At 64.5% G+C, this 21,647-nt stretch carries 27 protein-coding genes; 12 read left to right on the forward strand and 15 right to left on the reverse strand.

The window, feature by feature from the left end; all coding sequences use genetic code 11:
• Positions 1-35: 35 nt before the first annotated feature.
• On the reverse strand, positions 36-347 hold the full coding sequence (locus Amn_RS10475; protein ID WP_067963865.1) for a hypothetical protein: 312 nt from the start codon (positions 345-347) through the stop codon (positions 36-38).
• Positions 348-653: 306 nt separating this feature from the next.
• Between Amn_RS10475 and katE the strand changes: the two genes are divergently transcribed.
• Positions 654-2,759, forward strand: coding sequence for a catalase (gene katE / locus Amn_RS10480; protein WP_286296857.1), 2,106 nt, complete (start codon positions 654-656; stop codon positions 2,757-2,759).
• A 169-nt stretch (positions 2,760-2,928) separates the two neighbouring features.
• Here katE and Amn_RS10485 read toward each other — a convergent pair whose 3' ends face one another.
• The 7 genes from Amn_RS10485 to Amn_RS10515 all read right to left on the reverse strand — a co-directional run bounded on the left by Amn_RS10485 (position 2,929) and on the right by Amn_RS10515 (position 9,004).
• Positions 2,929-4,002: an extracellular catalytic domain type 1 short-chain-length polyhydroxyalkanoate depolymerase gene (locus Amn_RS10485; protein WP_286296858.1), complete on the reverse strand. Its 1,074-nt coding sequence runs from the start codon at positions 4,000-4,002 to the stop codon at positions 2,929-2,931.
• A gap of 776 nt (positions 4,003-4,778) precedes the next feature.
• Positions 4,779-6,005 carry an arsenite efflux MFS transporter ArsK gene (gene arsK / locus Amn_RS10490; RefSeq protein WP_154385167.1) on the reverse strand — a complete coding sequence of 409 codons (1,227 nt, stop codon included), beginning with the start codon at positions 6,003-6,005 and terminating at the stop codon, positions 4,779-4,781.
• Positions 6,006-6,046: 41 nt separating this feature from the next.
• Positions 6,047-6,364: an ArsR/SmtB family transcription factor gene (locus tag Amn_RS10495; protein ID WP_067963858.1), complete on the reverse strand. Its 318-nt coding sequence runs from the start codon at positions 6,362-6,364 to the stop codon at positions 6,047-6,049.
• Between the two features lie 113 nt (positions 6,365-6,477).
• On the reverse strand, positions 6,478-7,203 hold the full coding sequence (gene arsH / locus Amn_RS10500) for an arsenical resistance protein ArsH (RefSeq protein WP_286296863.1): 726 nt from the start codon (positions 7,201-7,203) through the stop codon (positions 6,478-6,480).
• Entirely contained in the window at positions 7,178-7,600 is a 423-nt protein-coding gene (gene arsC / locus Amn_RS10505; RefSeq protein WP_067963854.1) for an arsenate reductase (glutaredoxin), read from the reverse strand. Before arsC ends, arsH begins: the two co-directional genes overlap by 26 nt.
• On the reverse strand, positions 7,600-8,661 hold the full coding sequence (gene arsB, locus Amn_RS10510) for an ACR3 family arsenite efflux transporter (protein WP_286296866.1): 1,062 nt from the start codon (positions 8,659-8,661) through the stop codon (positions 7,600-7,602). The genes arsC and arsB overlap by 1 nt, the downstream gene beginning before the upstream one ends.
• Positions 8,662-8,677: 16 nt before the next feature.
• A complete protein-coding gene (locus tag Amn_RS10515; protein ID WP_154385172.1) occupies positions 8,678-9,004 on the reverse strand; it encodes an ArsR/SmtB family transcription factor in 327 nt (108 codons plus the stop codon).
• A gap of 42 nt (positions 9,005-9,046) precedes the next feature.
• Between Amn_RS10515 and Amn_RS10520 the strand changes: the two genes are divergently transcribed.
• A complete protein-coding gene (locus tag Amn_RS10520; protein ID WP_286296871.1) occupies positions 9,047-9,592 on the forward strand; it encodes a DUF6428 family protein in 546 nt (181 codons plus the stop codon).
• Positions 9,593-9,790: 198 nt separating this feature from the next.
• A complete protein-coding gene (locus Amn_RS10525) occupies positions 9,791-10,705 on the forward strand; it encodes a DMT family transporter (RefSeq protein WP_286296875.1) in 915 nt (304 codons plus the stop codon).
• 129 nt (positions 10,706-10,834) lie between these two features.
• On the opposite strand, the gene Amn_RS10530 is transcribed toward Amn_RS10525, so the two are convergent.
• From Amn_RS10530 to Amn_RS10540, 3 genes are all read right to left on the reverse strand, one after another.
• On the reverse strand, positions 10,835-11,365 hold the full coding sequence (locus tag Amn_RS10530) for a GNAT family N-acetyltransferase (protein WP_286296877.1): 531 nt from the start codon (positions 11,363-11,365) through the stop codon (positions 10,835-10,837).
• 208 nt (positions 11,366-11,573) lie between these two features.
• Positions 11,574-11,738, reverse strand: coding sequence for a hypothetical protein (locus Amn_RS10535; RefSeq protein ID WP_154385174.1), 165 nt, complete (start codon positions 11,736-11,738; stop codon positions 11,574-11,576).
• Positions 11,739-11,778: 40 nt separating this feature from the next.
• Positions 11,779-12,039 (reverse strand): hypothetical protein, encoded by a 261-nt coding sequence (locus Amn_RS10540; RefSeq protein ID WP_286296880.1) that lies wholly within the window; start codon positions 12,037-12,039, stop codon positions 11,779-11,781.
• Between the two features lie 93 nt (positions 12,040-12,132).
• Between Amn_RS10540 and Amn_RS10545 the strand changes: the two genes are divergently transcribed.
• Positions 12,133-12,573, forward strand: a complete 441-nt coding sequence (locus Amn_RS10545; protein ID WP_286296881.1) for a hypothetical protein — start codon at positions 12,133-12,135, stop codon at positions 12,571-12,573.
• A 108-nt stretch (positions 12,574-12,681) separates the two neighbouring features.
• Positions 12,682-13,188, forward strand: coding sequence for an AAA family ATPase (locus tag Amn_RS10550; RefSeq protein ID WP_286296884.1), 507 nt, complete (start codon positions 12,682-12,684; stop codon positions 13,186-13,188).
• Between the two features lie 660 nt (positions 13,189-13,848).
• Here the strand turns inward: Amn_RS10550 and Amn_RS10555 are convergent.
• Positions 13,849-15,927 (reverse strand): ATP-dependent helicase, encoded by a 2,079-nt coding sequence (locus Amn_RS10555; protein ID WP_502874769.1) that lies wholly within the window; start codon positions 15,925-15,927, stop codon positions 13,849-13,851.
• A 196-nt stretch (positions 15,928-16,123) separates the two neighbouring features.
• Between Amn_RS10555 and Amn_RS10560 the strand changes: the two genes are divergently transcribed.
• On the forward strand, positions 16,124-16,324 hold the full coding sequence (locus tag Amn_RS10560) for a hypothetical protein (RefSeq protein WP_157097127.1): 201 nt from the start codon (positions 16,124-16,126) through the stop codon (positions 16,322-16,324).
• A 117-nt stretch (positions 16,325-16,441) separates the two neighbouring features.
• The gene (locus Amn_RS10565) at positions 16,442-16,687 is read left to right on the forward strand and encodes a hypothetical protein (protein WP_154385180.1); all 246 of its coding nucleotides are present in this window, start codon (positions 16,442-16,444) and stop codon (positions 16,685-16,687) included.
• A 162-nt stretch (positions 16,688-16,849) separates the two neighbouring features.
• Here the strand turns inward: Amn_RS10565 and Amn_RS10570 are convergent, their stop codons facing one another.
• From Amn_RS10570 to Amn_RS10580, 3 genes are all read right to left on the reverse strand, one after another.
• The gene (locus tag Amn_RS10570; protein ID WP_286296893.1) at positions 16,850-17,215 is read right to left on the reverse strand and encodes a hypothetical protein; all 366 of its coding nucleotides are present in this window, start codon (positions 17,213-17,215) and stop codon (positions 16,850-16,852) included.
• Between the two features lie 160 nt (positions 17,216-17,375).
• The gene (locus tag Amn_RS10575) at positions 17,376-18,143 is read right to left on the reverse strand and encodes a hypothetical protein (RefSeq protein ID WP_286296895.1); all 768 of its coding nucleotides are present in this window, start codon (positions 18,141-18,143) and stop codon (positions 17,376-17,378) included.
• Between the two features lie 284 nt (positions 18,144-18,427).
• Complete coding sequence (locus tag Amn_RS10580; protein ID WP_115732705.1) at positions 18,428-18,844, reverse strand: hypothetical protein; 417 nt, start codon at positions 18,842-18,844, stop codon at positions 18,428-18,430.
• Between the two features lie 271 nt (positions 18,845-19,115).
• On the opposite strand from Amn_RS10580, the gene Amn_RS10585 reads away from it, so the two are divergent.
• From Amn_RS10585 to Amn_RS10605, 5 genes are read left to right on the forward strand one after another with little or no spacing between them, the layout of a single operon-like run.
• Positions 19,116-19,448, forward strand: coding sequence for a hypothetical protein (locus Amn_RS10585; RefSeq protein WP_286296899.1), 333 nt, complete (start codon positions 19,116-19,118; stop codon positions 19,446-19,448).
• The gene (locus Amn_RS10590; protein ID WP_286296902.1) at positions 19,445-20,242 is read left to right on the forward strand and encodes a YdaU family protein; all 798 of its coding nucleotides are present in this window, start codon (positions 19,445-19,447) and stop codon (positions 20,240-20,242) included. Before Amn_RS10585 ends, Amn_RS10590 begins: the two co-directional genes overlap by 4 nt.
• Positions 20,184-20,627 carry a hypothetical protein gene (locus tag Amn_RS10595; protein WP_286296907.1) on the forward strand — a complete coding sequence of 148 codons (444 nt, stop codon included), beginning with the start codon at positions 20,184-20,186 and terminating at the stop codon, positions 20,625-20,627. Before Amn_RS10590 ends, Amn_RS10595 begins: the two co-directional genes overlap by 59 nt.
• Complete coding sequence (locus Amn_RS10600; protein ID WP_286296910.1) at positions 20,627-21,118, forward strand: hypothetical protein; 492 nt, start codon at positions 20,627-20,629, stop codon at positions 21,116-21,118. Before Amn_RS10595 ends, Amn_RS10600 begins: the two co-directional genes overlap by 1 nt.
• Positions 21,115-21,405, forward strand: coding sequence for a hypothetical protein (locus Amn_RS10605; RefSeq protein ID WP_286296913.1), 291 nt, complete (start codon positions 21,115-21,117; stop codon positions 21,403-21,405). Before Amn_RS10600 ends, Amn_RS10605 begins: the two co-directional genes overlap by 4 nt.
• Positions 21,406-21,647 lie beyond the last annotated feature (242 nt).

Raw genomic sequence — 21,647 nt, forward strand, 5'->3', positions numbered from 1 at the left:
GATGGGAGGAGGCGCGATGACGTCATCGGGCCCGATTACTGGGCGACGACATTGCCCTGATAGTCGAGCGAAACGGCCATTTCCTTGCCGTCCTTGGTCGCCTTGCCCTGCCAGATGCCGCTGTCGGCCTTGACCAGCGCCGTCACGTTCTGGAAGCCCGCCTCTTCGATCTTGGCCTTGGCCTGGGCTTCGGTGAAGCTGTTGGCGCCGGCCACCGGAGCCGTCGGATTGACACTGTCAGGCGTGGCGATGGCCGGCGTCTGAGGGTCGGTCGACGGCTGGGTCTGCGCCTGGGCATGGAAAGCCGTGGCAGCCAGAATGGCCGCGCTAAGTATAAGATTTTTCATTGTTTTCTCCTGACTTGCGACAATAGAACCGTTGGCGAGACGATTGGTTCCCAGAAAGTGCCGGCACAATTTCGGCGCGCCGGCCCAGGCCGCCGCCTGGAATCGATGGCCGATCGGACGCATCAGCGGGGCGACCGGGATGTCGCAAATGCCGGCTCTGCCGGCGGTTCCCCGGAGAGCGGTAGTGCCAGTTGCGGCCCCCTTCATGTCGCGTCCCCCACTTCATTTCGCGGCCCAGGGAACCGCACCGGCGTCGCGGCATTGAGGATCATGTGCGCACCGCACCCCCTCTCCAAGGAATGAACAATGGCCAAGTCAACGAACCGCACGTCGGGCAAGCTCGCCACGATCCATGACCAGAAACTCCGGCGCGGCGAAGGCGGCGAGCTGCACCAGCTGGCCGAAGGCGCAACCCATGTGCTCACCACCGCCCAGGGCGGCCCGGTCTCGGATGACCAGAACTCGCTGAAGATCGGTGCACGCGGACCGACGGCGCTGGAAGACTTCCACCTGCGCGAGAAGATCTTCCATTTCGACCATGAGCGCATTCCCGAGCGCGTGGTGCATGCCCGCGGCTACGGCGCGCATGGCTATTTCGAGACCTACAAGTCGCTGGCAAAATACACCCGCGCCGACATCTTCCAGCGCGCAGGCGAAAAGACGCCGGCCTTTGTCCGCTTCTCCACCGTTGCCGGCAGCAAGGGTTCGGTCGACTTGGCGCGCGACGTCCGCGGCTTCGCGGTCAAGCTCTACACCCAGGAGGGCAACTGGGACATCGTCGGCAACAACATCCCGGTGTTCTTCATCCAGGATGCGATCAAGTTTCCCGACATCATCCATGCGGTGAAACCCGAGCCGGACAGCGGCTTTCCACAGGCGCAATCGGCCCACGACAATTTCTGGGACTTCATTTCGCTGACGCCCGAGAGCATGCACATGATCATGTGGGTGATGTCCGACCGGGCGATCCCGCGTTCGTTCAGGTTCATGGAGGGTTTCGGCGTCCATACCTTCCGGATGGTCAACGCCAGGGATGAATCGACCTTCGTCAAGTTCCACTGGAAGCCGAAGCTCGGCCTCCAGTCCGTGGTCTGGAACGAGGCGGTCAAGATCAACGGCGCCGATCCCGATTTCCATCGCCGCGACCTCTGGGACGCGATCAAGGCCGGCAATTTCCCCGAATGGGAACTGCAGGTCCAGCTGTTCGACCAGGAGTTCGCCGACAGTTTCGATTTCGACGTGCTCGACGCCACCAAGCTCATCCCCGAAGAGCTGCTGCCGCCTGTCCCGGTCGGCCGCCTGGTGCTCGATCGCATGCCCGACAACTTCTTTGCCGAGACCGAGCAGGTGGCGTTCATGACGCAGAATGTGCCGCCCGGCATCGACTTCTCCAACGACCCGCTGCTGCAGGGGCGCAACTTTTCCTATCTCGACACCCAGATCAAAAGGCTGGGCAGCACCAACTTCACCCATATTCCGATCAACGCGCCCAAATGCCCGTTCCACCACTTCCAGCAGGACGGTCACATGGCCATGCGCAACCCGGTCGGCCGCGCCAACTACCAGCCGAATTCCTGGGGCGAGGGGCCGCGCGAATCCCCGCAAGCCGGGTTCCGCTCCTTTGCCGACGTCGAGAGCGGGCCCAAGCAGCGGCTGCGCGCCGAAAGCTTCGCCGATCACTACAGCCAGGCCAGACAATTCTACCTGAGCCAGACCCCGCCGGAGCAGGCCCATATCGCAGCGGCGCTGACCTTCGAACTCGCCAAGGTCAAGACGCCGGTCATCCGCGAGCGCATGGTGTCGCATCTGGTCAATGTCGATCGCGGCCTGGCCAATGGCGTCGCCGCCAATCTGGGCCTGCAGTCCATGCCCAAGGCGGCCGACGCTGCAATGCCAACGCGCCAGGATCTCGAGCCGGCAGCCTCGCTCAGCATTCTCGCCAAGGGACCCGAGCGCTTCGAAGGACGAAAACTCGGCATTCTCGTCACCGACGGCACCGATGCCGCCCTGCTTTCGGCGCTCAAGGACGCGATCGCCAAGGCCGGGGCCAGCTGCGAGATCATCGCGCCGAAGGTCGGCGGGGCCAAGTTGAGCGACGGCAGCCTGGTGCCGGCGGACCAGATGATCGCCGGGGCGCCCTCGGTGCTCTATGACGCGGTCGCGCTGCTGCCGGACGAGAAGACGATGCCAGCCTTGTCGGACAATCCCGATGTTCGTGACTTTGTCTCCGATGCTTTCGCGCACTGCAAGTTCATCGGCCATGTCACGGCTGCCAAGGGGCTGGTTGAGAAGGTTTGCGGCAACGGCGCACTGGAAGATGAGGGCGTCATCCGCCTTGCCACGCCGCAGGACATGCCGGCTTTCGTCGAGGCTCTGGGCAGATTGCGGGTGTGGAAGAGAGAAGCGCGCTGACGCATGTCAGTCGCAGGCGAGCGGGTCCGGTGGCCCGCTCGCCTTGGCCGGAGCCGGCGCGTATCCTCTAGAGCGTTTCCGCTTTTCTTCGAATCGCGGAATCTCTCTATCTTCTTGTTTTTGCGCAATTCCTGACGGAAAACCGCTGCACACTTTTCCTGGAATTGCTCTAGCGCAGAAGCCCGGCCGATCGCAGCGCATCCTCGATTGTCCTGGTGATCCCCTCGGCGCGGGCCGGCCTGGCGGGAGCCGCTGCTCTTTCTCGTTTTTGCGGCAGCAGGATCTCGACCTGCGGATCTGCGATTTGCCAGAATTGCGCGATGCGCTGCGTCGACGAGATGCCGGCGTCGATCATGAACGGGCCGGGGGTCCCGATGCCGTTTGCAGCCAGCGGCGTGCCGTGCCCCATGCCTTTGATGCGATACTGTTCGATCACCTCCCGTCCCGAGCCGTCTTTCCAGACGCGACGGCTGTGGCCGTCAACCATGGTCGTCCAGGGCGGCGCTTCATCGTCGATGCCGTGAATGGTTCGCCATTGGCCGATGATGTCGTCGGCGTTCGATCCGACGACGATCTGGTCGGCCGAGCCGTGCCAGACGGAAAGCGTCGGCCATGGGCCCGTGTGGGGCGAGGCGGCGCGCAGCAGCTGCTGAAGCCGCGCCTCCGAGGGGCCGCCATGGCCGCGCATGCGGTCGAAGGCCGTCGGGATCGAATTGGCCGTGCCAAAGGGCAATCCGGCGATGATGGCGCCGCCGGCAAACACCTCCGGATAGGTCGCCAGCATCACCGACGTCATCGCGCCGCCGGCCGAAAGCCCGGTGATGAAGATCCGGCCGCGATCAAGCCGATGCGCCAGAACCATCGCCTCGATCATCTGGCGGATCGACAGAGCTTCGCCGCCGTTGCGCATCATGTCGCCCGGCTCGAACCAGTTGAAGCAGAGATTGGCATTGTTGGACCGCTGCTGTTCTGGAAACAGCAGCGCAAATCCCTGGCTGTCGGCAAGGGCGGACCAGCCGGCGCCATGGTCGTAGCCCGACGCGGTCTGGGTGCAGCCATGAAGCACGACGACCAGCGGCGCTGAGCCAGGCAGGTTCTCCGGAACATGGCTTCTGGCTCGCAGGGCACCGGGGTTCGAGCCGAAGTTCACCAGATCCCTGAGCGGGTCGTCATGCCGCTCCGGCGCGACCGTTTGCGCACGGCGTGCTGCCAGGCGCGAGATCGTATCAGAGAGGTTTCTCATGGCGGTGTCCTGTTTCCGCAGCCCTGACCGGACCGCGCGCCCTCCACAACGCCGATGGGCGTCTATCGTTGCTGCACTGCACAATAAATCGCGCGGCGCAGTTTCCAGCCGCGCAGGCGCGACAAAGGCCTGCTGAGGCTGCCGCCTCAACAGGCCTTGGCCGGGCAGGCTGGCTGGTGCTGATCTGGGTGGCGGGCAGGGCTGTTCGCGACCTCTGTCTCCCCGAACGCGCCCCGCACGATCCGGAATCCGAAGACCTTGTGGGCCTGGCCGCTGGTGGCAGCGGCCAGACGGCTTGGCGGTTTCGCAGGGTCTGGTGTTGTCGGCGCCTGCGCCACCTTCCGCTCGCGCTGGCCACGTCCACAGGTGGAAGTCGCCAGAAGACCTGTCCTGCGCGATGCGCTGCCAGAGCCGGTCGACCGCCCGCTGGATGCGCGCTTGGGTCAGGCCGAGATGTTGTGCCGCCTGCGCCGGCGATGCCGGGTCCCAGGCAAGGCGGTCTTGCGTGTTCGACATCAGGACGTCGACGAGCGCGTCCCTGACTTTGTGCATCGGTCATCCCAAGGCTTTGGTGACAAGCACCTGGGGCCAAGGCGCAGCCTCAGACCTGGGCCGACGCCCGGCCTCGCAGCCATGTGCGGCAACAGCTCCAACACAAGTCCGATTGCTCCGGCATCGGCAAAGACCAGGCCGATGTTCTCCACGATCCCAAAACCGCCGTCGAACGGCCGAGGGCGAAACAACGGTCGTTGCCCCCGGGGGCGCCGCCAGGCGGATCATGTCTCCGGCACCATTTCAGTTTCACGGCGGCGCCAGCCGATGCTGGCAAAGGCGATGGCCGCGGCGATGCCCAGCACGATGGCGATGGCCAGCGCAGGCCAGGTGCCGAAACGCGCCATCAGCACTGAAAAGACAAACGGAGCCAGTGCCGATACGATCAACCGGATCGACGATATCTTGCCCAGCAACGCGCCATAGCCCTCGGAGCCGAACAGGGCCAGGGGCAGGGACCCCTGGACGATGCTGGTCAATCCCGACCCGAGGCCGAAAAGGATGGCGAAAGCCGCCGCACCCCAGATCCAGGGAGCCGACACCAGCAAGGTCGACAAGCCGGCGACGAGGAAAGCGGCGGAGATCACCGCCAGCACCAGCTGCGACAGCCCGCGGCCGGCCAGCATGTTGATGAAGCGGCTGAACACCTGGGCAGGGCCGAACAGCGTGCCCACCAGCACAGCACTCGCCCCAAGCCCGACGGCGCTGAGCAGCGGAACCATGTGGACGAGCAGCGCCGACAGGACGAAGCCTTCGAGCGCGAATCCCAGGCCCATGAGGGCAAACGCCCGGCGCCGATCCCAGGAGGCGACGCTTCCTGCGATCGCTGCCACGGCTCTGGCCCTGTCCTTGCCGCCGCGGCGATCGGCGTTCATCGCGCGTGCCAGCCAGCAGTGAAACGGCAGGCACGCCACCAGATGCAGGACGGCGAAGGCGAGATAGACCTGCCGCCATGTCAGATGCGCGTGCAGTTCGGTGGTGATCGGCCAGAACAGGGTCGAGGCAAAACCGGCAATCAATGTCAGATGGGTGATGCTCTTCTGGCCGCTTTGCGGCGTGATCTGCACCAGGGCGGCAAAGGCCGCGTTGTAGAGGACGAAGGCCGAGGCGATCTCCATGACGATCATGCCGGCGACGAAGGTCAGGCGATCGGGTGCGAGCCCGCACAGGACCAGCGACAAGGCCGCGACCAGCGAGCCCAGGGCCATCATCGCACCCGCGCCATGGCGATCGATGCGGCGGCCGATGGACGGCGCGGCGAGACCGCCGATCAGCAAGGCGGCGGAAAAGACTGCGAACACCCATTCCTGCGTCCAGCCGAAATCCCTGGCCATCCCGGGCGCGAGGATGCTGAAGCTGTAATAGAGCGTGCCGTAGCCGATGATCTGGGTCAGGCCGAGGCCCCAGATGACGGTGCTGCGGCGCTGTTCAGTTGAAACGGGCGGTGCCATTTTCCATCTTTCCGGGATTATCGAAATAGCTGTCAAAAAAACTATGCCGCGTTGTCTTTCGTCTGCGGGGAGCGAACGTCGGCGCAGCATTCGTCGGAGAGGAAACCGAGAAGGCCGTTCATTGCGGCGTAATTGGCACGGCAGATCAGTGTTGTTGCCTGGCGCTCCTGCCCAACGAGACCAGTGGCGATCAGTCGATGCAGATGATGGGAGAGGGTCGATGCGGCGATGCCGATCCTCTCCTGCAGATGGCCGACGGCGAGCCCCTGTTCGCCGGCGCGGACGAGGGCTCGGTAAATCCGTAGTCGCGTCGGGTTGCCGAGCGCTTCGAGCTGGGTAGCTGCTGTTTCGAGTTTCATGGAAATAGCTAGCGCCCACCGCGTGGCAACGTCAATGGGTATTTCGAGAATGATAGAAATATGCCGTTAGGACGACGACCTTGCCGACGACCCCAACGGCGGGACCAGATGCTCTAGATCGCCTTGAGCTTCATGCGCGCCTCGAGCTTTTCGGCATCTTCCTTGCGTTCGCTGTAGCGGCTGGTCAGGTAGTCCGAGACATCGCGGGTGATGAGCGTGAACTTGACCAGCTCTTCCATCACGTCGACGACGCGGTCGTAGTAGGATGACGGCTTCATGCGGCCAGCCTCATCGAACTCCTGGTAGGCCTTGGCCACGGAAGACTGGTTCGGGATGGTGATCATCCGCATCCAGCGGCCGAGGATGCGCATCTGGCTGACCGCGTTGAACGACTGCGAGCCGCCCGAGACCTGCATCACCGCCAATGTGCGCCCTTGCGTCGGCCGGATCGAACCTGTGGCCAGCGGGATCCAGTCGATCTGCGATTTCATCACCCCGCTCATCGCCCCGTGCCGTTCCGGGCTGGTCCAGACCTGGCCTTCCGACCAGAGCGACAGCTCGCGCAGTTCCTTGACCTTCGGGTGATCGGTTGGCGCGCCGTCCGGCAGGGGAAGGCCGGAGGGATCGAAGATGCGGGTCTCGGCGCCGAAGTGCTCCAGCAGGCGCGCAGCTTCCTGGGTCAGGAAGCGACTGTATGAGCGTCCACGAAGCGATCCGTAGAGAAGCAGGATCCGCGGCTTGTGGGTCGACAATGCGACGGACAGCTTGCTGCGGTCAGGCAGGTCCAGCGCGTTGCTGGCGATGTTGGGCAGGTCAGGCAACGCGGTTTCCCCAGGCATCGATCAGCACCTCGCCGTCTTCCTTGTGAAACGGCCCTTTTTGCGGAAGCGGCAGGATGTCGAGCACGATCTCGGAAGGTCGGCTGAGCCGCACGCCCCAGGGCGTGACGACGAACGGCCGGTTGATGAGGATCGGATGCGCCAGCATGGCGTCCAGCAACTGGTCGTCGGTCAGCTTCGGATCGTCCAGGCCCAGTTCCGCATAGGGTGTGCCCTTCTGCCTGATGGCTTCGCGCACGCTGAGGCCGGCCTTGGCGATCATGTCCTGCAGCACGGCGCGCGCGGGCGGCGTTTTCAGATAGTCGATCACAGTGGGCTCGACCCCGGCATTGCGGATGAGCGCAAGCGTGTTGCGCGACGTGCCGCAGGCGGGGTTGTGGTAGATGGTGACGTCCATCAGGCGGACCTTTCAGCTTCGGTGGAGGATTTGACGGCCGCGCCGCGCTCGTACCAGCCCTTGCTGCGGTTCACGATCCAGACGACCGACAGCATCACCGGAACCTCGACAAGCACGCCGACGACGGTTGCAAGTGCTGCACCCGAGCTGAAGCCGAACAGGCTGATGGCGGCGGCGACCGCCAGCTCGAAGAAATTGGAGGCGCCGATCAGCGCCGACGGACCGGCGACGCAATGCTGCTCGCCCGAGATGCGGTTGAGCAGATAGGCCAGGCCCGAATTCAGATAGACCTGGATCAGGATCGGCACCGCCAGAAGCGCGATGATCGCCGGCTGGGCGATGATCTGCTCGCCCTGGAAGCCGAACAGAAGCACCAGCGTCGCCAAAAGCGCCACCAGCGAAAGCGGCTGCAAGGTGTGCAGCAGTCGGTCGAGCGCGGCCTGGCCGCCTGCGGCGAGCAGCCGGTGTCTGATCAGCTGGGCGATGACGACGGGAATGACGATGTAGAGAACCACCGACAGGACCAGCGTGCCCCAGGGAACGGTGATCGCGGACAGGCCGAGCAGCAGGCCGACGATCGGCGCAAAGGCAACTACCATGATGGCATCGTTGAGCGCCACCTGCGACAGGGTGAAATGCGGTTCACCCCTGGTCAGGTTCGACCAGACGAAAACCATGGCCGTGCAAGGGGCGGCTGCCAGGATGATCAGACCCGCAATGTAGGAATCGATCTGGTCGGCGGGCAGAAGCGGGCGGAAGAGCCAGCCGATGAACAGCCAGCCGAGCAGCGCCATCGAGAACGGCTTCACCGCCCAGTTGATGAACAGCGTGACGCCGATGCCGCGCCAATGCCTGCCGACCTCGCCCATGGCGGCGAAATCGATCTTCAGCAGCATCGGGATGATCATCAGCCAGATCAGCACGGCGACCGCAATGTTCACCCTGGCGATCTCGGCGCCGCCGATGGCCTGGAAGACAGCTGGCAGCAGATGGCCAAGCGCGATGCCCACGACGATGCACAGCGCGACCCAGAGGGTCAGGTAACGTTCGAATGTCGACATGATTTCTGGCCGTCCCTTAACAGCAAGCGGGCGCAAGGGCCGGCTGGCAGATGGCCGGATTGCCGGCGCAGCAGTCCTCCATCAGAAACCGGATCAGGCCGCTCAGGGCCTGGTAGTCGGCCGAGTAGACGATGGAGCGCGCGTCGCGGCGGGCGGTGACCAGCCCGCCACGCTCCAGCTCCTTGAGGTGGAACGACACATTCGATGCCGTAACCCCTGCGGCCTCGGCAATGCTGCCTGCGGCCATGCCGTCCGGCCCGGCCTTGACCAAGAGCCGGACGATCTTCAGCCGCGTTTCCTGGGACATCGCCCCCAAGGCGATCAGCGCTTGACGTTCATCCATATTTCAACAATCCTAGAAATGTCAAAATGAGGAATAACCGAGATGCCGACCCCTGACAACCGCGATTTTGCCGGCTCGAACGATTTCCCGGGCGACGACATATCGATCGGTGAGCTGTTGTCCGTCCTTGCCGAACACAAGGACAAGCCGTTGCTGTTCAGCTATGGCGGCCGCACGGTGAAGCCGGGCTATCATGTCACCGAGGTCAAGGCCGGAGCCTTTGCAGCACTTGATTGCGGCGCAAACCCCGAGGCCTGGACCGAGCTCTTCATCCAGCTCTGGGATGTCGACGAAGACGGACGGACCCATATGACCGCGGGAAAATTCGCGGCCATCATCGGCAAGGTAGGCGCGCACGTGGCTCTTGATCCCGGGGCCAGGCTGACCTTCGAGGTCAGCGACGGCATCGCTGCGATACAGCTCCACAAGGCATCCATGCCGCTTGTCCAGGGCGGCGAGGTCCATGTCCAGCTCTCCGCCCGGGCGTCGAGCTGCAAGCCGCGCGACCGCTGGCTTGTCGAGCAGGCGAAGGCGACCACTGCCTGCTGCGGCCCCGCCAAAGGCGATGGCCAGCCCTGCTGCGGCTAGGGCGTAAAACCCTCACAGCTTGATGGCTGCTCCGGCAGGTGGTAGCAATTTCGGGTCCCTGCATGATGGGTTGGAGACGGATGGTCAGGCCTTCCAGAAGACCCGGTTACGACAATTGCGACGCAGAGAGCTGCGCCGGGCGCTAGCCCGTTCGCCATTTCTGCCGCTTTTTCCGTAACCGCTTCTGGAGTCATAGAGATGCGCCATTCGCTGCGCTTTCCTCCTGCTGTCCTGTTGGTAACTGCATGCGCCCTGTGGGGAGCTGCGACCGTCCTGAACAAGGCGCTGCTTGCGTCGATCAACCCGGTGACGCTGCTGGTCGTCCAGCTGGCGCCGAGCGCCCTGTTCCTGTGGGCTGCGGTTCTGATCACAGCCTGTCCGGCTCCGGCGACGTCATACTGGCTTCCGCTGATCGCGCTCGGCGTGCTCAACCCGGGCATTTCCTACACGCTCAACCTGATGGGGCTTGCAAGTGTATCGGCAAGCGTCTCGACGCTGCTGTGGGCGGCCGAACCTCTGATGATACTGGGCCTGGCGGCACTGTTCCTCGGCGAAAAAATCACCTGGCGGCTGTTGCTGGTGATGCTGCTGGGTGGTCTCGGGGTGGCTTTGGTGGCCAATGTCCATGGCGGGCTCGACGCCATTGCGCCCCAGGGCGTGGTCCTGCTGCTGGGGGCGGTGCTTTGCTGTGCATTCTACACCGTGTTCTCGCGACAGCTGGTCGAAAGCGTCGACCCTGTCTTCACCGTCGCGCTGCAACAGACGGCCGGACTGGCTTGGGCGGTGGCCTTGCTGCTCGTCGGCACGCCATTCGGCTCGGTCGACGATATCAGGGCCATTCCTCCTGCTACTCTCGTTGCGGCGGCAATTTCCGGCCTGCTTTATTACGCCGCTGCCTATTGGCTTTACATCGCCGCGCTGCGTTGGGTTCCGGCGGCCGTTGCCGGCAGTTACTTCAACGTCATCCCGATATTCGGCGTTGGGCTTGCCTACCTCTTCCTCGGCGAGACGCTGACGCCTGTTCAGTGGCTTGGGGCGGGTGCAATCCTGGCATCGACCTACGCGCTGGTTCGGCTCACCAATGGTATGGGCTCCGGGCGATCGGCGGAATGACCGAGCAGGCGGTTTGACCGCAGGCATGACGGCCCTGGCCTCCGGTCATGCCGACAGCCTCCGCAGCTTTGCCGCATCGCCGGAGGCTTCGTCCGCGCTGCCATGGCGGGGGTTGTTCGGCCTCGCTCTCTAGCTCGCCGCCGGGGCCACGAGGTGCTTCATGAAATAGACCGAGGCTTTCGCGTTGCCGAAGGGATCGACAAAGTGGTTGGGCACGATGCCGATCTCTTGCCAGCCCCGTCGCCGGTACAGCCGCTCGCCGGCGCCGGCCTGGACCGTATCGAGGATCAGCAACGAACGGTTCCGATGACCAGCTTCCAGCTCGACCCTGTCCATCAGTGCCGCGCCAAGGCCGCGTCGCTGGAAGTCGCGGTGAACCAGAAGCTTGTAGACCTCCGCCCGGTGTGGTGCATTCGGTTCAGGCGACAGATAGAGCTGCACGGTTCCGACCACCTGGCCCTCGATCAGGGCGCAGACCAACAGCCGCTCGCCCAGGCTCACCGAGCGAATCGTGCCGTGCCAATAGGCCCGCGCCTGATCTGCGGAAAAAGGCAGCACGAAGCCGACGAGCGCGCCATCCCCAACGCTTGCCGTCAATATCTCCACCAGTCTCGGCATGTGCCTTTCGGCTTCGACCGCAGTCAGCACGGCGATCGTCATGTTCGCATTCATCGGCGATCTCGTCTCAGCACCGGTGGCGGAGCCATTGCCTTGTGAGTGGCCCTTCGAGGTCATGTGCGGCGGTGGCTTTGTCAAATCGCCCCCAGCCGGGATGGCGCTTCGGCGCACTTGAGCGCGTTCGGCAGGCATATCGGCATTGCTGCGGTCGGCGATGCGCGGCGACGGTTGCCCCGGTGCGGCCCTGAGCTCAGACCTTGCCCTCTTTTTGCGCCTTTTCGAGCTTTTCGTGGGTCTTCTCGAACAGCGTCTTTTCGACAGGCTCCGGCCGGAACTGCTTGTCCATCTCCTTGACCTGTTCCATCGCCTTCTGGTGCGCTTCGGCTGCACCGACGATCTTTCCTTCGTTGGGCATGATTATTCCTCCTCTTCTCCGGTTGATGACATCGACGCGTCTAGCGAACGTTCCAGTTCGTGATGGCAAAATCCACGATCATCCATCCCATGGTCAAAACCAGCGCAGCGCCCAAAGCCGCATCGACATAGTCGCCATATTTGCCGGGCAGGATTTCATCGAGAAAAACGGCAACGAAAAAGCCGAGTATCGCCCCGACCGCGCCCAGGGCAGCAGCGCCGCCTTGCCCCCAAAGAACATGTCCGGTCACGACCAGCAGTAAGAAAATCAGTATTCCAACGGCGCCGGCAGCGTGGTTCATTGTCTTTCGACCCGCGATCTCCCGTATAATGCGGCACGAAATCTCGATTGTTGCAAGTTGTCGACAGTGTTGAGTGCGGCTAAGCTTTGCCACATGCCATCTCATTTCAGATTCGCCTCCAGCCTTGGATTTGCGCTGGCCGTTCTCGCCTCCAGCGCGGCGCATGCCGCGGGCTCTTGCCCTCCCGTCAGCCGGGCGTCCGAACGCGGCAAGCTGCAACAGCTGCTTGCATCCAACGGTGTGGCGGAGAGCGAGCGGACCTTCCTGCTGGCTGGTGCCGAACAGCGGCTCGAGCAGATCCCATCGAGCGCCCTCAACGCCGATGGCGCGATTTGCGGCATCTCGGTCGTTCGTGCCTATGTGCTCAGCTGCATGAACGCCACTCTTGGCGAGCCTTTGCGCGCGATGCCGGCGGACAAGGCCTCAGGCAAGGCGCTGTGGGGCCGGGCCGGGCTGTCGGCCCGCGGTGCCGTGTTCATCGGCATGTTCGAAGCCTGCCGCGGCGGCGCCGCGGAGGCGTTTCTGTCGCGGTGACCTGATCCGTCGAGGTGCCCAGATCTACCCCGCTGGCTTGATCTGCCCAGCCGCCAAGATCTGCCCAGCTGCCATGCGCACGGGGCGAGCAACAAGCAGGATTTCCGCATGAGCCTCTTTGTCATCACCGGCGCGATCGCCGCCGGCAAGACCACCGTCGCCAAGGCGCTGGCGCAACGTTTCCCCCGCTCGGCCGTCGTCGGCGGCGATGTCTTCCGTCGCATGATCGTCAACGGCGCAGCCGTGATGGGGCCGATGCTCGACGCCGAAGCGCGCGCGCAACTGACGCTGCGCCAGGTGATCGCCACCGATGCCGTGCGTCGTTACCGCGACGCCGGCTTCACCGTGGTCTATCAGGACATTCTCATCGGGCAGGATCTTGTCGCCGCCGTCGAGCGGCTGGCCGACCTTGATCCGCGCGTCGTGGTGCTGGCGCCGTCGGCCGAAGTGCTGGCGCAACGCGACAGGGACCGGGCGAAAACAGGCTATTCCGACCATTTTCCGCCCGCAATCCTCGCCGAGGCCCTGGCGCGCGAGACGCAGCACCTCGGCCGGTGGATCGATTCATCCGCCATGGATGTCGAACAGGTGGTCGACGCCATTCTCGACGACTGACGCCTCAGCGCGTGCTTGCTGCCGTCGCCTTGTCGGTCACGCCTGCGCTGCCTCAGTTCCCTTGCCGCCGCGAGACATGTTTGCTTTCCTGAATCGGGGACAGAAGAGGCGTGTGACAGAAGCGACGGGGTCACGGGAAAAGGGGAAATGGCACATGGAAAACCAGACTTGCCGTGGCTCAGGCTCCTGGTCATCGCGCTGTTTTGTGTGTCGTGCGCTGCCTGGATCTCTGGCGTCATGACTGGTGAACTCAAGGGCCTGAACGCAGTCGCCGCCTTCTCGCTTTGGTTACCTTTGGTGTGATGCGAACTTTCGGTGGACGGATAGAACGATAGCCCAACGTTCGCTCCTCCCTGTCGCTGCCCTGCCTTTGCCGGAACTGGGCGAAGCTTTCATATCGGGTATTGGGAGTACGACCATGGCGAGGTCCAGAGGGACGACAGTACCGGGTTACGTCAATAAGCATGGGGTTACCGTCGTAAGGGGCACGGAAACACCTGGTACTGACCACGGCCAATACGTCTATGTCATGCGTTGTCCATCCGACCATGAGTTCGGCGCAAATGGCAGTGACCTGTGGCAACGCAAATGTCCTGTCTGCCAGGGAGGCCGGCCCGGACTTTGCTACTAGGCGCCGTCCGCCAGCCTCGCCCTGCGCCCCTAAGTCCACATCGAGCGCATCTTGCCCTTGATGTCGACCGATGTGCGCGGCCGTGTCGCCTTGTCCTGCTGGAACGACTGGCTGGTCCAGGCGGTCGTCTCGAAATGGGTAAGCAGATGCTGCGCAATGAAGCGGCTGCGTGAGGCATAGACGTGTCTGTCGCCGCGCGCCGCCTGGCCGGAGGTGAAGAAACGCTGCGGCGTGATCAGGTGCAGCGAATCCTTGGCCCGGGTCATGGCGACATAAAGCAGCCGGCGTTCTTCCTCGAGCTCCTTGCGCTCGCCGGCGCTGAGGTCGATCGGCATGCAGCCGTCGACCGCGTTCAAGACGAACACCTTGGTCCACTCCTGGCCCTTGGCCGAATGGATCGTCGACAGGATGAGATAATCCTCGTCGAGATGCGGCGGTCCGGCCTCGTCGCTGGTTGCCGAGGGCGGGTCGAGTGTCAGCTCGGTGAGGAAACGCTCGCGGCTGGGATAACCGGAGGCGATCTGTTCGAGTTGCAGCAGGTCGGCCCGCCGTGTCGTCGCATCCTCGTGCTTGCGCTCGAGATGCGGCTCGTACCACAGCCGCGCCCGCTCCATCTCGGCCGGCCAGCCGGGGCCGCGCCGGAGGTCCGAAAACAGCGCGACAAAACCGGGCCAGTCGCTTGCCGCCCGGGCCGGCGGGGAGAAGCGCGCCAGCCCCATTTCGAGGTCGAGCGACTGCTCCATGCTGTCGATGGCGTTCGACGCCGCCGACGGGCCGACGCCCGGCATCAGCTGCATCACCCGGAAGCCGGCGATGCGGTCGCGCGGGTTCTGGGCAAAACGCAGGATGGCCAGCACGTCCTTGACATGGGCGGCATCGAGAAACTTCAGCCCGCCGAACTTGACGAAGGGGATGTTGCGCCTGGTGAGCTCGACCTCGAGCGGCCCCGAATGGTGCGCTGCCCGAAACAGCACCGCCTGTTCCTTCAAAAGCGTGCCGGCCTCGCGCTCCTTCAAGACCTCGTCGCAGACATAGCCGGCCTGTTCGGCCTCGTCTGCAACCGTCACGATGCGGGGCTTTTCCAGCGACCGGCGTTCGGTCCACAGGTTCTTGGTGAAACGCTCCTCGGCCTCGCCGATGACGGCATTGGCGGCGTTCAATATGGCGTCGGTCGAGCGATAGTTCTGGTCGAGCGTCACCACCTGGGCAGGTTCGGCAAACAGGCCGGGGAAATCGAGGATGTTGCGCACTTCGGCGGCGCGGAACGAATAGATCGACTGGGCGTCGTCGCCGACCACCGTCAGGCCGCGGCCGTCGGGCTTGATCGCCGTCAGGATCGCCGCCTGCAGCCGGTTGGTGTCCTGGTATTCGTCGACGAGGATATGGTCGAAACGCTGGGAAAGATGGGCGGCGATGTCAGGCTCGGCGGCCATCTGCGCCCAGTAGAGCAGGAGGTCGTCATAATCGAGGATGTTCTGCGCCTGCTTGGCCTCGACATAGGCGCCGAACAGCGCCTTCAGCTCGTCGCTCCAGCCGACGCACCAGGGAAAGGCGTGGCCGAGCACCGCCTCGAGCCTGTCCTGGGAATTGACGACACGGGAATAGATGGCAAGGCAGGTCGCCTTGGTGGGAAAGCGCTTCTCCGTCTCGGAAAAGCCGAGCTGGTGGCGAACCAGGTTCATCAGGTCGGCCGAATCCTCCCGGTCATGGATGGTGAAGGCCGGCTCGAGCCCGATGTCGAGCGCATAGTCGCGCAGCAATCTCGCGCCGACGGAATGGAACGTGCCGGCCCAGCTCAGCCCTTCCATCAGGCTCGCCGCGCGCTCTTGCAGCACGTCGGCGGCGATGCGCTCGACGCGCCTGCTCATCTCGGCCGCGGCACGGCGCGAAAATGTCATCAGCAGGATGCGCCGGGGGTCGGCGCCGCGAACGATGAGATGGGCAACCCGGTGGGCGAGCGTGTTGGTCTTGCCCGAGCCGGCGCCGGCAATGATCAGCAAGGGGCCCGACACCGCGCCGTCGCCATGCAAGACGGCAGCACGCTGGCCCGGGTTCAGGCGGGCGAGATAACCGGAAACTGCTGCCGAATCACGGATGGCGATGTTCATGCCGGCATGAAGCATCGTTTCCGTTTCGTTCGCAACGGCCTGCTCCGGCGGGGCGAAGCCTGCGGCGCGCGCCATTGCCCTTGGGTTGGCATTTTGTGAATTGACGCCTGGAGGTATTTGTTCCTATTTTGTTCCCATGCCGATGTTATCCGAATTTCCCTCCGACAAGATCATCGTCTCCTGCGACAAATGCGGGATGCGCAAGCAGTTCGACCGCGACGCGATGGTGCGGGCAGGCGGCGACCGCACGCTGGCGCTTCTGCTGGACGCGATTGTCGCGCGCATCGGCTGCACGCGGACCAACACGTTCAACATTTATGACCGCTGCGGCGCCAAATATGAGGAACTGGTGCGGCTGCTGGGGATGTCGACGTCGCATCGCGCGCCGGACCGATGAGCGTCGTGGATGGGCTCCCGTATCGCCTCGGCGATCAGGGGCGCGCGCCAGGCGATGGTGAGGGCGCGGCCTGGTCGCATCGCGGCCGCGTCGCAGTCCGGTCAGACAGGAGCAAACATGTCGCGCAGGCACCACAGAAACGACAGACTGACCGAGAGCGAGATCGAGGCGATCGTCCTGGCGGCGATCCCTTTGCGTATGGCGATCCAGAAGTGCTTCATCAGCCTGAAGCCCTTCAACGAGACCTATTCGCTGCTGCATCACCACGTCGCCGGGCTGGACGCCGTTCTGGAGAGCATTACCGGCCGAAGCCTCGATTACCGCAGTCGGGATCTCGGCCTGGTGCCGCGTCGCGATGGCTAGGCACATAGCTCTCCGGCATCGCTCTCACCGGCATCGCCCTCACTGGCAGGCTTGAGCAACGCGCCCGCATTCGGCCGGCCCGCGCTTCGCGTCATCGATGGCTATTTGAGCAGTTTCGCATATCATGGCAAAGGCCTTTCGGTTGATCAGGGGCGACGAGGCCTACGCCGCCTGGCGCGCCAGGATCCGGTCGGCGAAGCGGCGGAAGAATCGGAGATGGAGGCGCATCGCCTTGGCCTTGCGGAGCGCCTGGGCGTGGTTGTGCCGGCGCCATGTCGGCATGGCGCGGGTGCGGAGGATGAAGGCTTTGATGTCTTCGAGCGCCTCGTCGACCGTGTCGGCCGGATGGATCATGACCTGACACAGCGCGGGATCCCGGGCGAGGGCGTCGGTGAGCTTCTTGCGGGCAAAATGCGCCGCCCGCGCCTCGGCGATGCCGGAGCGGCGGATGGTTTCGAAGGCGGCGAGCATGGCAGGGCTGTGGCCGGCATAACCGCATTGCTCGGCAAAGGCTTTGCTGGCGTTCATCGCTTGCTCCATCCCATGGGGTGATGGAGCAAGTTTCCATTATGGAAACATCGCTGTCAATCAAAAGTTTCCAAAATGGAAATTCACCGGATCATCATCTCCCGGATGTTGCGAATCGCCCTGGCGCATCGCTGATCCGAACGCTGGGGCAGGGGCGCCGCTAGTTGGCGGCCAGGCCGTAGGCGATATCGGCGCGCACGCGCCGCCCGGCCGGCCCTTCGACTGCCAGCACGGCGCGGAAGAAGCGTATCGTTGCCCGGCACAGATTTTCGTCCTTGGGGTCGAGGGCGGTGAGCGACTGGAGATCGTCGCTCGTTCCGCCCTGGGCAATCAGGGCATTGCCGACTTCCTCCCAATCGGCGTCGGTGACCGCTTCGATCGGCTGCGGATTCTCTCGCGCCGCACCGATCGCCCCGAACACGTCGACGGCATTGGCATCGAAGGCCCTGAGATATTGCTTGTCCGGCTCGACCAGTGCTGCCGGCCCGCTGATGATGAAGCGGGCGCAGCTTGCCGCGGTCTCCCTGGCGGCGACAAGTTGCATCAGGTCGAGTTGCGAGGTGAGCGCAGCATGCAGGCTCTCGTCCGGCGCCTGATGCATCGATTTCGCGTGCTTCTTGCGGATCGCCGCGGTCGCCTGAAGGGCCTGGTCCCTGGCCTGGGCGGCTGTCGGCCGCCTGGCGACGATCGCCGCTATTTCCTGTGTCAGCGCGGCATAGTCTTCCGGCAGTTGCTGCTCCATCACGTCGTACATGCGGTAGCCCTGGCTTCGAAGGTCGGAGAACACATCTTCCGCGGAGGGGCGGCCAGCCGGTTGTCTCAGGAAATAGTCGCCCGATACAGCGTCGAAACCGCCCGACAGGGCCTCGACCAGAAGCAAGGATCCCAAAGCAGCAACAGCAACGGTGACGGTCTTCCACCAGGACATTGACAACTCAGCCCCCCAAATCGACCAGCCCGATCCAATCACCTTTCCATATCAGTCACAATCAGGGGATGGAGGAATATTTTCCTCTGATGTTCTTGACTCTGTATAAAGGAAAATGTTCCTATCCGCTGAGAAAAAGGGAGCCGGGATGGCGATCAGACATCAGATCAAGGCGCGCTACCGATCCCGCAATGACGAGATCGTCGCCGGGCTGCGCGATGCCGCGCACGCCGCAGCCCCGCTTGATCCGATGATGGTGGTGAAACGCAAGGCAGCCGAGATCTCTACCGCGATGGCTCTTTTGCACGGCGGCGACTGGCGGGTGCAGATCGATCACCGGGAAGGGCTTGTGCTGATCGTTCGCCGTCGTCATCGAGGAAACCCTTGACCACGGCAACCGCCTTGCCGAGGTCGTCCTTGTCGACACCGAAGGCCAGAAGGGCGGCGCGCAGCTTGCTCTCCGGCGAGGTGACGGCAGCAGCAGCCGTCGGATCGCGGTAAAGCTCGATCGGGCTCGCAAGTTCGAGCGCTGCCGCAAACTGCGCCAGCCAGACGCCGTCGATGTTTTCAGGCCTGGCGAGCTTCTTGCTGATGGTGCCGCCGGCGACCTTCATGCGCTCGGCCAGCCGCTTCCTGTCCAGGCCAGGAATGGTCGCCATCCATTCTTCGATATAGAGCCGCGGCGCCTCGAAATCTGTCATGGCTAACTCTTTCATGGCCAAAATGTAGCTTTCCAGAACGGAAAGCGCAAAATTTCCAAAATGGAAATAATTGCTTGACGAATGATTTCCGTTATGGAAATCATTCGCCCATGTTCACCTCCAACAAAGACCGGCGCCGCGCGGGGCTGAAATCGGCCGACCGGGCAGCGCCGTCGCGCCGCCTGCGCCGCCCTCGGCACGCTGTCCGCCCCGCGGGCGGGCTCGAGCTCGACACGCCGGCCGGCACCGCACGACAGGCGGGGACGTTCAGATGATCCGGCTCGAGCTGGACATCACCAGGGGCAGGGGCCGCGTGCCTTCAGCGTGCGACCGGCGCGCTGACCTCGAGGCCGCCCTGTCCAGCCAGCGGCCGCGCCGGCTCAAGGGGCCGGTCTATGTCCGCCTCGCGGCATCAGGCGCCCGCGCCGAGGCCGGCTGCGGCGACGCCGCCGATTTTGGCCGGTGCATTCTCGACACGCTCACCGCGCATGGCCTGATCGACGGCCTGGTTCGCCGGCTGACGGTTGCGTGGGTTGCAGATGGCAAGCGGGCTGAAGACGGCCCGCGCTGCGTCGTGCTGGTCCAGCCGGAGGTGGCCGCATGAGCGACATGCCCTGGGTCCGCTTTTTTGCCTCGGACTGGCTCGCCGGCACACGCGGCATGAGTGCTGCTGAAACCGGTATCTACATCACGCTGGTGGCCTCGATGTATGAGCGCGGCGCGCCCGTGCCGGAAGACCATCTCCGCCTCGCCAGATTGTGCGGCGCCTCGAGCGCTGCCTTCAAGGCAGCACTCGAAAGCCTGATCAGTGACGGCAAGATCCGCCGCATCGACGGCGGGCTGTGGAACGGGCGTGTCGACAAGGAATGCGCCATCCGTTCGGAAAAGTCGCTGGCCGGCAAACAGGCGGCCCGGGCGCGCTGGCGCAAAGCCGAGCAAAATCAAGCGGCCGCCGATGCCGATGCAGTGCTGCCGCACAGCGTTGGCACTGCCAGCCAGAAGCCAGAGACCAGACCCAGAGAAACGGAAGCTTCTTGCAAAAAGCGCGGCAGCCGGCTGCCCCAGGGCTTCAGCCCTGATTTCGACGACGCGGCCAAGGCAGGGCTTTCGCCTGATGAGGCGGCACGCGAGGCGGAGAAATTCCGCGACTACTGGATTTCGCAGGCCGGGCAGAGGGGCGTCAAGCTCGACTGGCCGGCGACCTGGCGCAACTGGTGCCGCAATGCCGCCGAGCGCCGCCCGCGCCCGCCACCCCAGCGCAAACGCACCTTCGTCGACGTGGCAATGGACCGACTAGGAGCTTCCCATGGACCAGAGAGCCTATTTGGCGCTCACCGCAATGTTGAATTCTTTCCCCCAGACGGCGGGCAATGCCGACCTGACGATGCAGACCTATGAGGCGGTGCTGGCCGATGTCGCCCCGCAGGCGGTGATCGAGGCGGCCCAACGCTTCACCACGGGCGCCGTCGACGGCCAGAACCGGACGTTTGCGCCCTCGGTGGCCGAATTCGTCCACGAGGCGCGCCGCATCGCCGGCATCCTGCCGCATCGCGGCCGCAAGGCCCTGCCTGTGCCGTCAAGGGCGCTGCGGCGCGAACCCCGGCCGGACGAACGCGCCCGCATGTGCCTCAAGCTGCCTTTGCTGCAGGCGGCCATCCGCAACGGCCGCGCCGATCTGTTGGCCGAGGCCAGCCGCCACGGCCTCGATGAGCTGGTGGCGCTGGCCCGGAGCTGGCGCGTGCCGGTGTCGGAAACAATCCTGACGCAGCTGAAGAGGGCGTGATGAAACACCAGCAAGCGGAAGCCATGGCATCCCGACCCATGGCCTGGGACCTCGATCTCGCCGGCCGGATGCGTGGATCCGGCATGAAGTTCAACCAGATCGCCGTGGTCTTCGGCCTGTCGCCCGACACGGTGCATTGCCGGCTCGACCCTGATTACCGGCGCAAGCGCGCCGACGCCAAGCTTGCGCGCTGTCAGCCGGTGGCTCCCGGCTTCCGCCGCCAGGACGACAGGGTGACCCGGGCCGAATTTGCCGCGCGCCTGGCCGAGCTGCCGGACGACGACCGCGACCTCACCGCGCGTGTGCTCGGCGACCCGGTCTTTGCCCGCTCCGCCGCGGCGAAGGCAGCAGTACAGCCGCCGGCCGCCGGCACCATCACCCTGCCGCGCCTGTCGATCCTCGGCGACAGGATCTCCGGAGAGAAGATTCTCGGAGACAAGATGCCCCGAGACAACATCTCCGGAGACAACATGGCAGGAGACGGGCGATGAACCATTTCCACGCCAAGGCGGAATGGATCGACGGCGCCTGGCGCGCGCTCGTCCGCTACAGCCACAAGGCCGACTATCGGCCGGTCATGTCCGGCGCGCGGCCGGCGGCCTACCCCTCGCGCGACAAGGCGCTAATCGCCGCCTACCAGGCCCAGGAAGAACACCTCAACGGCACCATCCGCGGCTTCGGCGACAAGGTTTGCGCTGCCCGCGCCGAAGCCGAGCGGCTGTTCAGGCCCGGCCGCAAGCCGGTCGTCGTCGAACGCGCCCGGGCGAGACCGCTATGAGCCGGGCCAATATGAGCAAGGGAGGCGAGGCAGGCATGGGCAAGGCGGGCATGGCGGGCACGAGCATGGGCACGGCGGGCATAGGCAAGGCGAGCGAGGCGGGCATGGGCAGGTCGGTGCCGACAATGGCCACACTGCTCGGTTCGTGGTCCTCGCCGACGCCGCGATATGGCCGGGGTCTCATGAGGGCTCCGGTATTCGGAGGCTCGAAGAAGCGGAGAGGCGTCGGGGACAACTCGTCC

Origin of the sequence: Aminobacter sp. Y103A (genome assembly GCF_030294925.1) — a bacterium.
Classification (GTDB): Bacteria; Pseudomonadota; Alphaproteobacteria; order Rhizobiales; family Rhizobiaceae; genus Aminobacter; species Aminobacter ciceronei.

Excerpts from the sequence above, each read along its gene's own strand:
- Amn_RS10485 (WP_286296858.1), bottom strand. The coding sequence starts at position 4,002 with ATGAGAAACCTCTCTGATACGATCTCGCGCCTGGCAGCACGCCGTGCG.
- Amn_RS10545 (WP_286296881.1), top strand. The coding sequence starts at position 12,133 with ATGCCATCTCATTTCAGATTCGCCTCCAGCCTTGGATTTGCGCTGGCC.
- Amn_RS10580 (WP_115732705.1), bottom strand. The coding sequence starts at position 18,844 with ATGACAGATTTCGAGGCGCCGCGGCTCTATATCGAAGAATGGATGGCG.
- arsH (WP_286296863.1), bottom strand. The coding sequence starts at position 7,203 with ATGCCTGGGGAAACCGCGTTGCCTGACCTGCCCAACATCGCCAGCAAC.
- Amn_RS10535 (WP_154385174.1), bottom strand. The coding sequence starts at position 11,738 with ATGCCCAACGAAGGAAAGATCGTCGGTGCAGCCGAAGCGCACCAGAAG.
- Amn_RS10590 (WP_286296902.1), top strand. The coding sequence starts at position 19,445 with ATGAGCGACATGCCCTGGGTCCGCTTTTTTGCCTCGGACTGGCTCGCC.
- Amn_RS10575 (WP_286296895.1), bottom strand. The coding sequence starts at position 18,143 with ATGTCCTGGTGGAAGACCGTCACCGTTGCTGTTGCTGCTTTGGGATCC.
- katE (WP_286296857.1), top strand. The coding sequence starts at position 654 with ATGGCCAAGTCAACGAACCGCACGTCGGGCAAGCTCGCCACGATCCAT.
- Amn_RS10570 (WP_286296893.1), bottom strand. The coding sequence starts at position 17,215 with ATGAACGCCAGCAAAGCCTTTGCCGAGCAATGCGGTTATGCCGGCCAC.
- arsB (WP_286296866.1), bottom strand. The coding sequence starts at position 8,661 with ATGTCGACATTCGAACGTTACCTGACCCTCTGGGTCGCGCTGTGCATC.
- Amn_RS10600 (WP_286296910.1), top strand. The coding sequence starts at position 20,627 with ATGAAACACCAGCAAGCGGAAGCCATGGCATCCCGACCCATGGCCTGG.
- Amn_RS10515 (WP_154385172.1), bottom strand. The coding sequence starts at position 9,004 with ATGGATGAACGTCAAGCGCTGATCGCCTTGGGGGCGATGTCCCAGGAA.
- Amn_RS10605 (WP_286296913.1), top strand. The coding sequence starts at position 21,115 with ATGAACCATTTCCACGCCAAGGCGGAATGGATCGACGGCGCCTGGCGC.
- Amn_RS10560 (WP_157097127.1), top strand. The coding sequence starts at position 16,124 with ATGCGCAAGCAGTTCGACCGCGACGCGATGGTGCGGGCAGGCGGCGAC.
- Amn_RS10585 (WP_286296899.1), top strand. The coding sequence starts at position 19,116 with ATGATCCGGCTCGAGCTGGACATCACCAGGGGCAGGGGCCGCGTGCCT.
- Amn_RS10565 (WP_154385180.1), top strand. The coding sequence starts at position 16,442 with ATGTCGCGCAGGCACCACAGAAACGACAGACTGACCGAGAGCGAGATC.
- Amn_RS10595 (WP_286296907.1), top strand. The coding sequence starts at position 20,184 with ATGTTGAATTCTTTCCCCCAGACGGCGGGCAATGCCGACCTGACGATG.
- Amn_RS10475 (WP_067963865.1), bottom strand. The coding sequence starts at position 347 with ATGAAAAATCTTATACTTAGCGCGGCCATTCTGGCTGCCACGGCTTTC.
- arsC (WP_067963854.1), bottom strand. The coding sequence starts at position 7,600 with ATGGACGTCACCATCTACCACAACCCCGCCTGCGGCACGTCGCGCAAC.
- Amn_RS10555 (WP_502874769.1), bottom strand. The coding sequence starts at position 15,927 with ATGAACATCGCCATCCGTGATTCGGCAGCAGTTTCCGGTTATCTCGCC.
- Amn_RS10525 (WP_286296875.1), top strand. The coding sequence starts at position 9,791 with ATGCGCCATTCGCTGCGCTTTCCTCCTGCTGTCCTGTTGGTAACTGCA.
- Amn_RS10530 (WP_286296877.1), bottom strand. The coding sequence starts at position 11,365 with ATGACGATCGCCGTGCTGACTGCGGTCGAAGCCGAAAGGCACATGCCG.
- arsK (WP_154385167.1), bottom strand. The coding sequence starts at position 6,005 with ATGGCACCGCCCGTTTCAACTGAACAGCGCCGCAGCACCGTCATCTGG.
- Amn_RS10495 (WP_067963858.1), bottom strand. The coding sequence starts at position 6,364 with ATGAAACTCGAAACAGCAGCTACCCAGCTCGAAGCGCTCGGCAACCCG.
- Amn_RS10540 (WP_286296880.1), bottom strand. The coding sequence starts at position 12,039 with ATGAACCACGCTGCCGGCGCCGTTGGAATACTGATTTTCTTACTGCTG.
- Amn_RS10550 (WP_286296884.1), top strand. The coding sequence starts at position 12,682 with ATGAGCCTCTTTGTCATCACCGGCGCGATCGCCGCCGGCAAGACCACC.
- Amn_RS10520 (WP_286296871.1), top strand. The coding sequence starts at position 9,047 with ATGCCGACCCCTGACAACCGCGATTTTGCCGGCTCGAACGATTTCCCG.